The organism is Providencia sp. AGC89, assembly GCF_053543535.1.
Map to the genome: position 1 here is coordinate 22,883 of NZ_JBIXLP010000002.1, position 13,472 is coordinate 36,354.

The 13,472-nt window shown below is 42.6% G+C and carries 12 protein-coding genes; all 12 read left to right on the top strand.

The annotated features are described in order from the left end of the window. The first annotated feature begins 24 nt into the window (after positions 1-24). The 12 genes from wzzE to thrP all read left to right on the top strand — a co-directional run bounded on the left by wzzE (position 25) and on the right by thrP (position 13,403). Complete coding sequence (gene wzzE, locus ACIPUA_RS00860; protein WP_042845890.1) at positions 25-1,083, top strand: ECA polysaccharide chain length modulation protein; 1,059 nt, start codon at positions 25-27, stop codon at positions 1,081-1,083. Between the two features lie 98 nt (positions 1,084-1,181). Next, positions 1,182-2,312, top strand: a complete 1,131-nt coding sequence (gene wecB / locus ACIPUA_RS00865; protein ID WP_048605856.1) for a non-hydrolyzing UDP-N-acetylglucosamine 2-epimerase — start codon at positions 1,182-1,184, stop codon at positions 2,310-2,312. After that, positions 2,309-3,571: a UDP-N-acetyl-D-mannosamine dehydrogenase gene (gene wecC / locus ACIPUA_RS00870; RefSeq protein ID WP_042845888.1), complete on the top strand. Its 1,263-nt coding sequence runs from the start codon at positions 2,309-2,311 to the stop codon at positions 3,569-3,571. Before wecB ends, wecC begins: the two co-directional genes overlap by 4 nt. Further along, a complete protein-coding gene (gene rffG, locus ACIPUA_RS00875; RefSeq protein WP_210788863.1) occupies positions 3,568-4,635 on the top strand; it encodes a dTDP-glucose 4,6-dehydratase in 1,068 nt (355 codons plus the stop codon). Before wecC ends, rffG begins: the two co-directional genes overlap by 4 nt. 8 nt (positions 4,636-4,643) lie before the next feature. Then, entirely contained in the window at positions 4,644-5,525 is an 882-nt protein-coding gene (rfbA, locus tag ACIPUA_RS00880) for a glucose-1-phosphate thymidylyltransferase RfbA (RefSeq protein WP_048605787.1), read from the top strand. Then, positions 5,503-6,243: a dTDP-4-amino-4,6-dideoxy-D-galactose acyltransferase gene (gene rffC / locus ACIPUA_RS00885; RefSeq protein ID WP_042845883.1), complete on the top strand. Its 741-nt coding sequence runs from the start codon at positions 5,503-5,505 to the stop codon at positions 6,241-6,243. Before rfbA ends, rffC begins: the two co-directional genes overlap by 23 nt. Continuing rightward, positions 6,230-7,360 (top strand): dTDP-4-amino-4,6-dideoxygalactose transaminase, encoded by a 1,131-nt coding sequence (rffA, locus tag ACIPUA_RS00890; protein WP_166696435.1) that lies wholly within the window; start codon positions 6,230-6,232, stop codon positions 7,358-7,360. Before rffC ends, rffA begins: the two co-directional genes overlap by 14 nt. Beyond that, the gene (gene wzxE, locus ACIPUA_RS00895; protein WP_042845879.1) at positions 7,360-8,610 is read left to right on the top strand and encodes a lipid III flippase WzxE; all 1,251 of its coding nucleotides are present in this window, start codon (positions 7,360-7,362) and stop codon (positions 8,608-8,610) included. Before rffA ends, wzxE begins: the two co-directional genes overlap by 1 nt. Beyond that, positions 8,607-9,689 carry a TDP-N-acetylfucosamine:lipid II N-acetylfucosaminyltransferase gene (locus ACIPUA_RS00900; protein WP_042845878.1) on the top strand — a complete coding sequence of 361 codons (1,083 nt, stop codon included), beginning with the start codon at positions 8,607-8,609 and terminating at the stop codon, positions 9,687-9,689. The genes wzxE and ACIPUA_RS00900 overlap by 4 nt, the downstream gene beginning before the upstream one ends. Further along, positions 9,686-11,041, top strand: coding sequence for an ECA oligosaccharide polymerase (gene wzyE, locus ACIPUA_RS00905; protein WP_042845876.1), 1,356 nt, complete (start codon positions 9,686-9,688; stop codon positions 11,039-11,041). Before ACIPUA_RS00900 ends, wzyE begins: the two co-directional genes overlap by 4 nt. A gap of 9 nt (positions 11,042-11,050) precedes the next feature. After that, entirely contained in the window at positions 11,051-11,803 is a 753-nt protein-coding gene (gene wecG, locus ACIPUA_RS00910; protein WP_042845875.1) for a lipopolysaccharide N-acetylmannosaminouronosyltransferase, read from the top strand. 223 nt (positions 11,804-12,026) lie between these two features. Then, positions 12,027-13,403: a bifunctional threonine/serine APC transporter ThrP gene (gene thrP, locus ACIPUA_RS00915; protein WP_042845874.1), complete on the top strand. Its 1,377-nt coding sequence runs from the start codon at positions 12,027-12,029 to the stop codon at positions 13,401-13,403. Positions 13,404-13,472 lie beyond the last annotated feature (69 nt).

The following is a 13,472-nucleotide window of genomic DNA, read 5'->3' on the forward strand; positions in this document are numbered from 1 at the left end:
AAACGAAAATAGAGGTTCTGTGCAGTGAATAACTCAGAAACACAACCGAGTCAGCATCAAACACCAATAGAGCCGGAATTGGATATCCGTGGTTTATGCCGCTCATTGTGGCAAGGCAAAATTTGGATCATTGCATTTGCAGTTATTTTTGCTGCAATTGCATTGGGAGCATCTTATTTTATGCAACCCAAGTGGAGCGCAACCGCAATCACGGATTTACCAACTGTAAATAATCTGGGAAGCTATTACTCTCAGCAGCAATTTCTGCGCAACCTCGATTCCCGTATAAATAATACCGGGCAAGAAGGGCAATTACCGACGATCGCAAAAGAAGCGTACCAAGAGTTTACAAAACAACTTGGTTCTTATGATACACGCCGTCAATTTTGGTTGAGTACTGATTACTATAAGCAACGCTTGGAAAATGACCCAAAAGCGGATGCTGCATTATTGGATGAACTCATCAATAATATTGAATTTACTCCCGCCGATGAAATCAAAAACCTAACAGATAGTATTAAGTTAGTGGCTGAAACATCAGCAGATGCGAATCAATTATTGCGCCAGTACACTCAGTTTGCGAATCAACGCGCAACAACGAACCTGAACGATGAAATTAAAGGTACTTGGGCAACTAAAATGCAATCCATGAAAGCCTTAGTTAAGCGTGAAGATATGGTTGCCAACGCGGCTTATGAAAGACGTCTGAATGTCTTAGAACAAGCACTTAAAGTCGCGGAAAAACAAGGTATTGTGCGTAATCAAAGTACAACACCAGTGGATGAACTCCCTGACTCTAAAATGTTCATGTTAGGTGCCCCATTATTACAGGCACAAATTGAAACATTGAAAGCTACAGGTCCTGATCATGATACCGATTATGATCAAAATATTGCCATGTTATCAACATTGAGCGTAGGACCAACTCTCCAAGATAATTTCCAAGCATATCGCTACCTGCGGACTCCTGAAGACCCCGTAAAACGCGATAGTCCTCGTCGAGCCTTTATGATGGTTCTTTGGGGAGCCATAGGGTTGTTAGTTGGTGCCGGAGTGGTACTTGCTCGCCGTCGCCCATCTTGATTTTGGGATATGCCACTGATGTTTTCATCAGTGGCATTATGAAGTCATTAAGATTACAAAAGCAGCACACTGCGAAAGATAAATATAAGAGAGTCACTGTGAAAGTATTGACTGTATTCGGCACACGGCCTGAAGCTATTAAAATGGCACCGTTGGTTCATGCACTTGCTGCGGATGAATTTTTTGAAGCAAAAGTATGTGTCACCGCTCAGCATCGTGAAATGCTAGATCAAGTACTGAAACTGTTTGAGATCACTCCCGATTATGATCTCAATATTATGAAACCTGGGCAAGATTTAACCGATATTACATGCCGTATTCTCGAGGGGTTAAAAGCTGTCTTTGCTGATTTCCAACCTGATGTTGTCTTGGTTCATGGAGATACAGCAACAACGATGGCGACTAGCCTCGCCGCATTTTATCATCGTATCCCAGTCGGGCATGTTGAAGCTGGGTTACGCACTGGTGATCTTTATTCACCGTGGCCTGAAGAAGCAAACCGTAAAATTGCAGGCCATTTAGCCATGTATCATTTTGCTCCAACTGAAAATTCGCGCCAAAATCTATTAAAAGAGTCAATCCCTGATAGCCATATTTTTGTCACGGGTAATACGGTTATTGATGCACTATTGTGGGTGCGCGATAAAGTAATGAGCGACCAGTATATGATGGAAAAATTGGCAGCTAATTATCCATTTATTGACCCAAACAAAAAAATGATTTTAGTTACAGGCCATCGTCGCGAAAGTTTTGGTGGTGGTTTTGAACGTATTTGCCATGCATTAGCAGAGATTGCCCAAGCACACCCAGATGTCCAAGTTGTTTACCCAGTTCACTTGAACCCTAATGTGGGTGAACCAGTTAAACGTATATTGCATGACATTGATAATATTATTTTAATTAGCCCTCAAGAATATTTACCGTTCGTTTACTTGATGAATCATTCCTATTTGATTTTGACGGATTCTGGCGGTATTCAAGAGGAAGCTCCTTCTCTCGGTAAGCCGGTTTTGGTTATGAGAGACACCACAGAACGCCCTGAAGCAGTTGATGCAGGTACAGTTCGCCTTGTGGGGACAGATACACAAAAAATTGTGGAAGAAGTTAATCGGTTACTGACAGATGACGCGGAATATCATGAAATGAGCCGCGCACATAACCCGTATGGGGATGGTCATGCATGTCAGCGTATTCTTGCAGCATTAAAAGGTAATCAGGTGAAATTATGAGTTTTGAAACTATTTCTGTTATTGGCCTTGGTTATATTGGTTTACCGACAGCAGCAGCCTTTGCATCACGTAAAAAGCAAGTGGTTGGTGTAGATGTTAATCAACACGCCGTTGACACCATTAATCAGGGGAAAATCCACATTGTCGAACCTGAGCTGGATGTTGTGGTGAAAAAAGCCGTTGAAGAAGGTCACCTGAAAGCCTTTACTACACCACAGCCTGCCGATGCTTATCTTATTGCTGTGCCAACACCGTTTAAAGGTGAGCATGAGCCTGACCTCACTTATGTTAGGGCTGCGGCAGAGTCGGTCGCTCCAGTGCTGAAAAAAGGCGATTTAGTGATCCTTGAGTCGACATCCCCAGTGGGAACGACTGAGCAAATGGCACAATGGATGGCAGAGGCTCGTCCTGATTTAACTTTCCCTCATCAAGCTGGTGAAGAGGCAGATATCGATGTTGCATATTGCCCTGAGCGTGTATTACCGGGGCAAGTCATGGTCGAATTGATTAAAAACGACCGTGTCGTGGGTGGAATGACGCCAAAATCTTCCCTACGAGCCAGTGAGTTGTATAACATTTTCCTTGAAGGTGAATGTGTTATTACCAACTCTAGAACAGCTGAAATGTGTAAACTAACGGAAAATAGCTTCCGTGATGTTAATATCGCTTTTGCAAACGAATTATCATTGATTTGTGCTGAACAAGATATCAATGTGTGGGAACTAATTAGCCTCGCTAATCGCCACCCTCGCGTTAATATTCTTCAGCCGGGACCGGGTGTTGGAGGGCACTGCATCGCAGTTGACCCATGGTTTATCGTATCGCAAAATCCAAAACAATCCCGCTTAATTCATACGGCGCGCTTGGTCAATGATGGCAAGCCTATTTGGGTAGTTGATCAAGTAAAAGCTGCGGTTGCAGATTGTTTAGTGGAAACGGGTAAAAAAGCCAACGAAGTGACGATTGCGTGCTTCGGTTTATCTTTTAAACCGAATATTGATGACTTACGTGAAAGCCCAGCGATGCACATTACTAAAATGGTGGCGAACTGGAACCCGGGTAAAACCTATGCGGTTGAGCCTCATATCCATGAATTACCAACCTCTTTAAAAGGTATTTCTGAATTAGTATCGATTGAACAAGCCGTTAATGAAGCGGATGTGATCCTCATGTTAGTTGATCACAATATGTTTAAAGGTATTCAAGGTTCAGCTATTCCACAAAAATGGGTTGTTGATACAAAAGGAGTGTGGCGTTGAAACGCATATTAATTACTGGGGGCGCAGGGTTTATCGGTTCTGCGGTTGTTCGTCACATCATTGAGAACACTGGCGACAGTGCGGTCGTGGTTGATTGTTTAACTTATGCTGGCAATTTAGAGTCCTTAGCGGCTGTTGCCAGTCACCCCCGCTATGCTTTTGAGCAAGTGAACATTTGTGATAGAACGGCACTAGACAAAGTATTTGAACAATATCAACCAGATGTAGTCATGCATCTGGCTGCTGAAAGCCATGTTGATCGCTCCATTGATGGCCCTGCTGCATTTATTGAAACCAATATAGTAGGGACTTACACACTGTTAGAAGCCGCGCGTTCCTACTGGTCTGCATTGGATGAAGAGAAAAAAGCTGCATTCCGCTTTCATCATATTTCCACTGATGAAGTGTATGGCGATTTAGAAGGCCCAGAAGGGTTCTTCACTGAAACAACACCTTATGCACCAAGTAGCCCATATTCTGCGTCTAAAGCATCGAGTGACCATTTGGTAAGGGCATGGGAAAGGACTTATGGTTTACCAACCATGATCACTAATTGCTCGAATAATTATGGTCCATATCATTTCCCTGAGAAATTGATCCCATTAATTATTCTCAATGCATTAGCGGGCAAGCCATTACCTGTATACGGTAAGGGGGAGCAAATTCGTGATTGGTTATTTGTTGAGGACCATGCGCGTGCATTGCATTTAGTGGCAACAACAGCTGAACCGGGCACCACTTACAATATCGGCGGGCATAATGAGCGCCGTAATATCGAAGTGGTAGAAGCGATTTGTGAGTTATTGGAAGAGCTACAACCACAGAAACCACAAGGCGTTGCTCACTACCGTGATCTCATTACCTATGTGAAAGATAGGCCGGGCCACGATATGCGTTATGCGATTGATGCTGAAAAAATTGAGAGTGAATTGGGGTGGAAGCCCCAAGAAACATTTGAGTCTGGCATTCGCAAAACCGTGCAGTGGTATTTGAATAACGAAACCTGGTGGCGTCGTGTGCAAGATGGTTCCTATGCCGGCGAGCGCTTAGGTCTTGGCAATTAGGTGAAAGTATGAAAGGTATTATATTAGCAGGAGGGTCGGGGACGCGATTGCACCCAATCACTCGTGGCATTTCTAAACAGTTATTGCCTATCTACGATAAGCCCATGATTTATTACCCGCTATCAGTACTGATGCTAGCGGGGATCCGTGAGATTTTAATTATCTCGACACCTGACGATTTACCCATGTTCAAACGCTTATTAGGTGATGGACATGAATTTGGTATTGAGTTGAGCTATGCGGAGCAGCCATCACCGGATGGTTTAGCACAAGCCTTTATTATTGGTGAAGAATTTATCAATGGGGATTCATGTTGCTTAGTGCTGGGTGACAATATTTTCTTTGGTCATTCATTTAGCCCGAAATTAAAAACAGTCGCGCAAAGGCAGCAGGGGGCAACCGTATTTGGCTACCAAGTCATGGACCCTGAACGTTTTGGTGTGGTGGAGTTTACTGATGATTTTAAAGTGCTCTCCATCGAAGAAAAACCTAAAAAACCAAAATCTAACTGGGCTGTTACAGGGTTATACTTCTACGACCAACAAGTCGTTGAATTTGCTAAGCAAGTAAAACCTTCTGAGCGTGGTGAATTAGAAATTACTTCAATTAACCAAATGTATTTAGAACGCGGTGAGTTGAATGTTGAGCTATTAGGAAGAGGTTTTGCTTGGTTAGATACTGGTACGCATGACAGCTTAATTGAAGCGGGCACATTTGTACAAACTGTTGAAAAACGTCAAGGTTTTAAAGTTGCTTGTTTAGAAGAAATAGCATGGCGTAATGGCTGGCTTACTGATGAGCAAGTTCAGGCTTCAGCAGAGCAACTGAAAAAAACCGGTTATGGGCAATACTTAGAGGATTTATTACGTGTCCGTCCGCGCCAGTATTGATAGTTTGCAATGGGAGAGCGATTTTTTTCAACGCTCGACCGCAAAATTAAATTTCACGGGGGGGAACTCCAATATTATTCTTGCTTATCAGATGGATAAGTTTGATATCGTACAGGCTAAAGTCATGGCGTCTGAAACGGGGCTAATCGATGACTTAGCAAGTATGGGGTTTTCTTTTGTTGAAGGTGAAATTGACTTTGCACTCACTATTGGCACAGAAAATGCTTATCTTAAAGCAGGTTTAACAGCGGCAGATAATATTGTTACAGCGCAAGTGGATGATATCCCTGCACTGAAACAAGCTGCTGCTTCTGTCTTTAGCAAAAGTCGCTTCCGAGCACCTTGGTATAATGAAGGTGATAGCGGGCGGTTTTATGCTTTATGGATAGAAAAATCAGTACTTGGTACGTTTGATCACACTTGTTTATTAGTTAAAGACGCATCTGGCACAATTTTAGGGTTTGTGAGTTTACGCCATCTTGATGCAGACACAGCACGTATTGGGCTGTTAGCGAAAGTGCCAGAAGCGACAGGGCAAGGAGTGGGTCGTAAGTTGATGTCAGCCGCATTTGATTGGTGTGTGCAACACCAAAAAAGACAGTTAAATGTTGCCACTCAAATCAGTAATGTTGCTGCATTAAATCTTTATTCACGTAGTGGTGCTGCCATTGCAAGCACTGCATATTGGTTATACAGGGGACAACATGATTCCATTTAATAAACCGCCAATTGTAGGTACTGAATTAGAGTATATGAAACAAGCCATGGAAAGTGGCAAACTGTGTGGTGACGGTGGTTTTACTAAACGTTGTGAAGAGTGGATGGAAAAACGTTTTGACTGCCCGAAAGTTCAATTAACACCCTCTTGTACTGCTTCATTAGAGATGGCGGCGATTCTAATCGATATTAAGCCGGGCGATGAAGTGATCATGCCTAGTTTTACGTTTGTATCAACATCAAACGCATTTGTGCTGCGCGGCGCAAAAATTGTTTTTGTTGATATCCGTCCAGACACAATGAATATTGATGAAACTAAAATTGAAGCGGCGATTACAGAGCGTACGCGAGCAATCGTGCCAGTTCATTACGCAGGTGTAGCCTGTGAAATGGATACCATCATGGACATTGCCAAAAAGCATGATTTATTCGTTATTGAAGATGCCGCACAAGGTGTGATGTCAACCTACAAAGGTAAAGCGCTGGGTACCATTGGCCATATCGGTTGCTATAGTTTTCATGAAACCAAAAACTACTCTTCGGGTGGTGAGGGTGGGGCAACATTGATAAATGATAAAGATTTAATCAATCGTGCTGAAGTGATCCGTGAAAAAGGGACCAACCGTAGCCAATTTTTCCGTGGGCAAGTCGATAAATATACTTGGCGTGATATTGGCTCAAGCTATCTGTTATCCGACTTACAAGCTGCTTACTTGTGGGCTCAATTAGAAGAAGCTGACAAAATTAATGATCGCCGTTTACTGCTTTGGCAACGTTATTACGACGCGCTACGACCTCTGGCAGAAGCAGGGCGTTTAGTTTTAGCCACAGTACCGGAAGGTATGAAACATAATGCCCATATGTTCTACATTAAGCTTAAGGATGTGGAAGAACGTACGGTGTTTAATGACTATATGAAATCTCACGGTATTTTGACTGTATTCCATTATGTGGCATTGCACACGAGCCCTGCGGGCTTGGAGTTTGGTCGTTTTCATGGTGAAGACCAATATACAACGTCTGAAAGTGACCGTTTAGTACGCTTACCGATGTTTTACAATATGACGGATGACGAGCAACAAGTCGTCATTGAGCGAATCAAAGCGTTCTTTGCCTAATGTCGTTAGCTAAAGCATCGGTTTGGACTGCTGGCTCTACCCTAATTAAAATTGGGGTAGGCCTGTTAATTGTCAAATTATTTGCTGTCTCGTTTGGTCCTAGTGGCGTCGGGCTGGCGGGGAATTTCCGTCAGTTAATTACGGTACTAGGGGTACTATCTGGTGCAGGGATCTTTAATGGTGTCACAAAATATGTGGCGGAACATCATCAAGACCCACAGAAACTGCGTGCAGTACTCGGGACGTCATCAACGATTATCCTTGGTTTTTCGACCTTATTGGCGATTGTTTTTTTACTTTGCAGTGTGCCAATTAGTGTAGCGCTATTTGATAGTGAGAAATATAGCTCTGTTATTCAAGTAGTTGCCTTGATTCAAATGGGGATAGGTTATTCAAATTATTTCTTGGCTATTCTAAAAGGCTATAGGGACGCATCTGCTAATGCATTAGCGATTATTTTAGGTAGCATAATTGGGGTTTTTGCCTATTATTTATGCTATTTAGTGGGTGGCTACGAAGGGGCACTCGCAGGGTTAGCATTGGTGCCAGCATTGGTCGTATTACCTGCGGCTGGTATGGTTATTAAACGCAAACAGTTTGCGTTGTCATCGCTAAAACCTGCATGGGACAAAGCGATTGCGACTAATTTGGGTAAATTTACCGTCATGGCAATGTTAACTGCGGTGACTTTGCCAGTTGCCTATATCATGATGCGAAATTTACTGGCCCAAACCTATAGTTGGGATGACGTTGGCTTATGGACAGGGGTTACTACTATCTCTGATGCCTATTTACAGTTTATTACCGCCACATTTTCGGTTTATTTGCTGCCAACATTATCTCGTTTGCAGCATAAAAGTGAAATCTCAGCAGAGATCATCAAAGCATTGAAGTTTGTCTTACCCGCAGTGGCCGCAGTGAGTTTCACTGTTTGGTTATTGCGTGACTTTGCGATTTGGTTGCTATTCTCTGAAAAATTTATAGGAATGAGAGACCTTTTTGCTTGGCAGTTAGTTGGAGATGTACTGAAAGTAGGGGCTTATGTATTCGGCTATCTAGTGATTGCCAAAGCCGCATTACGTTTTTATGTTTTAACTGAAGTGAGCCAGTTTGTGCTATTGATGGTTTTTGCACATTGGTTTATTCCAGAGCATGGCGCTGTTGGGGCCACGCAGGCATATATGGCCACCTATATTGTATATTTTACTCTCTGTTGTTGCGTATTTTTGATTTACCGTAGGCGAGCATGACAACCTTAATACATGTACTGGGATCAAACCTCCCACACCATAATCAGACGGTATTGACGTTTTTTAATAACGTAATTTGCCAAGAAATGGCACCGTCAACAAAACCGCATTTTATGGTCGTAAGTGATGATGCGCAGCTTGCTGACGCATATCCACAGCTCGAAATAGAAGTTTTTAGTAGTAAAAAGTCGGTTGCTAATTGCGTGATCCAGCGGGCAAAAGCTGAGCGCCGGACCCGGTTTTTCTTCCATGGGCAATTTAACGCACCAATTTGGCTAGCATTGCTATTTGGCCAAATTAAATCCCATCAGTTTTGGTGGCATATTTGGGGTGCTGATCTTTATGAGGAATCTAACTCATTAAAGTTTAAATTGTTTTATATTCTGCGCCGTTTGGCTCAGAAAAAAGTCGGCCATGTTGGGGCAACACGTGGCGATTTGTGTTATTTCCATCAATCGAATCCGAAAGTGCCTGCATCGGTCTTGTATTTTCCGACTCGAATGGACCCTGCATTGACGATTACTGAGCGTAAGCCCCGTGAAGGTGAGCAATTAACTATCTTACTCGGTAACTCAGGTGATCGTTCTAATCGCCATGTAGAGGCTCTGAGCGCGATTAAACAGCAATTTGGCGATAAGGTTAACGTTATTGTCCCAATGGGCTACCCAGCGAATAACCAAGGTTATATACAGCAAGTCGAACAAGCAGCAAACAGTGAGTTCACCGCAGGGCAAGTGCAAATTCTAAAAGACCGTATGGAATTTGATGATTACCTTAATTTGCTGAAGTCTTGTGACCTTGGCTATTTTATTTTTAATCGCCAACAAGGTGTGGGGACGGTCTGTTTACTTATCCAGTTTGGGGTTCCATTTGTGATAAGCAGGCAAAATACATTTTGGCAGGATTTAACTGCGCAGAATGTACCTGTATTTTTCTATGGTGATGAACTGACAACCTCGCTGGTGGATGAGGCTCAACGTCAAATGAGCTTACTTGATAAACAACATATTGAATTCTTTGCTCCTAATTTCACTGAGGGTTGGAAAGATGTTCTCAGTGCCGCGGAGGAGCGAGCATGACACATGCAGAATTAGGTGGCTTGGCGTTTGTCTACCTGATATCAATTATTTTTATTGGTACTTTGCTTTATAAAGAGTTTGTGCGTGTTCGCTTTAATTTCAATATTTTCTTTTCAATGTTGTATTTATTAACATTTTATTTTGGCTTTCCGCTAACTTGCGCTTTGGTATTCCAATTTGATGTCGCAGTGGTACCGGCGGATTATTTGCTTTATGCACAGTTAGCTGCGACCAGCTTTTATGCAATCTATTACGTTGCCTATAAAACGCGGATTTCGAAGCGTACAGAGGTATCAGGGCGTGCTCTGTTTAGCATGAACAAAGTTGAAACCAATCTAACGTGTATGCTGTTGATATTAATAGCTGTAGTAACAGTTGGTATCTTCTTCATGCAAAATGGTTTCTTATTGTTTAAGTTGAAATCTTATAGCCAAATCTTTTCTAGCCAAGTGTCCGGTGTCGCACTAAAACGCTTTTTCTATTTCTTTATTCCTGCGATGTTGATCGTTTATTTCTTACGACCAACCCAAAAGCGTTGGGTATTCTTCCTTGTGAGTACCGTTGCCTTTGGCTTTTTAACGTATGTTATCGTGGGTGGAACAAGAGCGAATATTATCATCGCTTTTGCTTTGTTTTTATTCATCGGTATCGTGCGTGGTTGGATCACCTTGTGGATGCTAGCTGCAGCAGGGGTAGCTAGTATTGTTGGTATGTTCTGGCTTGCTCTTAAACGTTATGGCCTTGATGTGAACGGAGCAGAAGCTTATTACACTTTTTTATATTTGACCCGAGATACTTTCTCACCGTGGGAAAACTTGGCTCTGCTACTCAGCCATTATGATGAAATGGATTTCCAAGGCCTTGCGCCAATTATCCGTGACTTCTATGTTTTTATCCCATCTTGGGTTTGGCCAGAACGGCCAGATACCGTTTTGAACTCTGCTAATTATTTTACGTGGGAAGTGCTAAATAATCACTCAGGACTGGCGATTTCACCGACGCTTATCGGCTCTTTGGTCGTGATGGGCGGTGTGATTTTTATTCCGTTGGGCGCGATAGCCGTTGGCTTAATTATAAAATGGTTTGACTGGATTTATGGCATGAGCCTAAAAGAACCGAACCGTTATAAAGCCGCCATTATGCAGGCCTTTTGCTTCGGCGCCATTTTTAACATTATTGTTTTAGCGCGAGAAGGGGTCGATTCTTTCGTCTCACGAGTGGTTTTCTTCTGCTTAATATTTGGACTTTGTCTGATTTTAGCAAAATTATTGTATTGGCTATTTGAAACTGCGGGGCTTATCCGCATAAAAACAGCTTCTCTTTTGAGAAGCCAACAGCGTGAAAGTCGCTAAAGGAGTATCATGGAACCGTTATCAACTCAGGCTTCATCCGTTCCACAATATTGCATTCGTGGTCATAATATTTGGGGCTTCAAAAATATGGCCCATTTTTTAGATTATTTGTTTGCAGATGGAGAAACCAAAACGGGAACGCTAGTTGCGATTAATGCGGAAAAAGTGATGATCGCTGAAAAAGATACCGCGTTAAATACCTTACTAGGCCAAGCAGAGTACTTGTATGCTGATGGTATTAGTATCGTACGTGCTATTCGCCGTAAATACCCACAAGCGGACGTTTCTCGTGTTGCAGGTGCCGATTTGTGGGAAGGCCTGATGGAAAGAGCAGGAAAAGAAGGCACTCCCGTTTTTTTAGTCGGTGGGAAACCTGAAATTTTAGAGCAGACAGAAAGTAAGCTTCGCGCTCAGTGGAACGTGAATATTGTCGGGTCTCAAAACGGTTATTTTACTGCAGAAGAAAGGGATGCGTTGTTTGAACGTATCCATGCGAGCGGTGCGAAAATAGTGACTGTTGCAATGGGCTCTCCAAAGCAAGAAATTTTCATGCGTGACTGCCGACAGGTACACCCTGAAGCTTTGTATATGGGCGTGGGAGGTACTTATGACGTGTTTACTGGTCATGTCAAACGCGCCCCTAAAGTATGGCAAAACTTAGGGTTAGAATGGTTATATCGTTTGTTATCGCAGCCATCACGGATCACTCGTCAATTTAAGCTGCTGAAATTTTTAGGCTACTATTACGGTGGTAAGTTGTAACTCTTCCAATAAAGAGACTTGCGTAATAGCTGGTCTCTTTCTTCAAATATTTCTATAATCCCTCAAAAATTAAAGCAATAACGTCGGTTTGTGCTCAATTTTCCTCACAATATGTTTTTAAAATTTGCCTAACTGACATTTTTCGACTGATTACAGTGGTGATGACTACTAAGCTTTAATTAACGCTGTAATTTAACCATGGTAATTTTTGACAGGGGTATTTATGGAAAATCCACAACAGGGACTTCAGCGTGGGCTAGAAGCTCGCCATATCGAGCTTATTGCACTTGGTGGAACCATTGGTGTTGGGCTGTTTATGGGCTCAGCCAGCACGTTAAAATGGGCAGGGCCTTCTGTTCTATTAGCCTATATCATCGCGGGTATTTTTGTTTTTTTCATCATGCGCTCGATGGGAGAGATGCTATTTCTTGAGCCTGTCACGGGGTCTTTTGCTTCTTTTGGTTATAAATACCTTAGCCCATTTTGGGGATGCCTGACTGCTTGGGGTTATTGGTTTATGTGGGTTGCCGTTGGGATCTCAGAAATCACCGCAATCGGTTTTTATGCGGAATACTGGTTTCCTGAGGTACCACAATGGGTTTTTGCTATTATTGCAGTGGTATTAGTTGCTTTAGCAAACTTAGCGGCTGTACGTTTGTATGGGGAATTAGAGTTTTGGTTTGCTATGATCAAGGTCACCACGATTGTGGTCATGATTTTGATTGGTTTAGGGCTAATATTCTTTGGTATTGGTAATAACTTTGAACCTATCGGTTTAGGGAACTTAACAGAGCATGGGGGCTTTTTTGCTGGCGGCTGGAAAGGTTTTCTATTTGCTTTGTGCATTGTTGTAGCTTCATATCAGGGTGTTGAATTAGTAGGGATTACAGCAGGGGAAGCGAAGAACCCCAAAGTCACGTTGAAAAAAGCCATTAATAATATCTTATGGCGTATTTTGATTTTTTATGTAGGGGCGATTTTTATCGTTGTTACGCTTTTTCCTTGGACTGAAGTGGGTCAACAAGGAAGCCCATTTGTTTTGACCTTTGCAAAAGTTGGTATTGTCTCTGCGGCAGCAGTCATCAATTTTGTGGTGTTGACCGCTGCGTTATCAGGTTGCAATAGCGGTATGTATAGCGGTGGGCGGATGCTATACGCATTGGCACAAAATAAACAATTACCAAGTTCATTTTTAAAACTCACAAAAAATGGCGTTCCTGGGCGTTGTGTGGGCTTTACTATCTTGTGTCTGGTTGCAGGCTCTAGTCTCAACTATATTATTCCAAACCCTGAGAAGGTATTTGTGTATGTATATAGTGCTAGTGTTTTGCCGGGGATGGTGCCATGGTTAGTGCTTCTTACTAGCCAGATCCGCTTTCGCCAGCAAAATAAAGAAAAGCTTGAGGGGCACACTTTCAAGTCGATACTATTTCCATGGGTGAATTATGCCACATTACTTTTTCTGGCTTGTGTGTTGATTGGAATGGCGATTAACCCAGATACACGCTTGTCATTAATCGTAGGGGCAATATTTTTATTGGTGGTTTCGGTTCTTTATTTTTTAATTCGCTGGGTGAATAGAGAAAATCAACAGGCCTAGCTAAAGTATTTTGGGGTATTTTTAGCGGAAATTGGTTGTCTGAGGGGGTGAATATGCTCTCTTTCTCAG

What these genes read in the sequence shown, in the direction of transcription:
- wzxE (WP_042845879.1), top strand. Translation starts at nt 7,360, where the DNA reads ATGTCGTTAGCTAAAGCATCGGTTTGGACTGCTGGCTCTACCCTAATT.
- thrP (WP_042845874.1), top strand. Translation starts at nt 12,027, where the DNA reads ATGGAAAATCCACAACAGGGACTTCAGCGTGGGCTAGAAGCTCGCCAT.
- wzyE (WP_042845876.1), top strand. Translation starts at nt 9,686, where the DNA reads ATGACACATGCAGAATTAGGTGGCTTGGCGTTTGTCTACCTGATATCA.
- ACIPUA_RS00900 (WP_042845878.1), top strand. Translation starts at nt 8,607, where the DNA reads ATGACAACCTTAATACATGTACTGGGATCAAACCTCCCACACCATAAT.
- rffA (WP_166696435.1), top strand. Translation starts at nt 6,230, where the DNA reads ATGATTCCATTTAATAAACCGCCAATTGTAGGTACTGAATTAGAGTAT.
- rfbA (WP_048605787.1), top strand. Translation starts at nt 4,644, where the DNA reads ATGAAAGGTATTATATTAGCAGGAGGGTCGGGGACGCGATTGCACCCA.
- wecC (WP_042845888.1), top strand. Translation starts at nt 2,309, where the DNA reads ATGAGTTTTGAAACTATTTCTGTTATTGGCCTTGGTTATATTGGTTTA.
- wecG (WP_042845875.1), top strand. Translation starts at nt 11,051, where the DNA reads ATGGAACCGTTATCAACTCAGGCTTCATCCGTTCCACAATATTGCATT.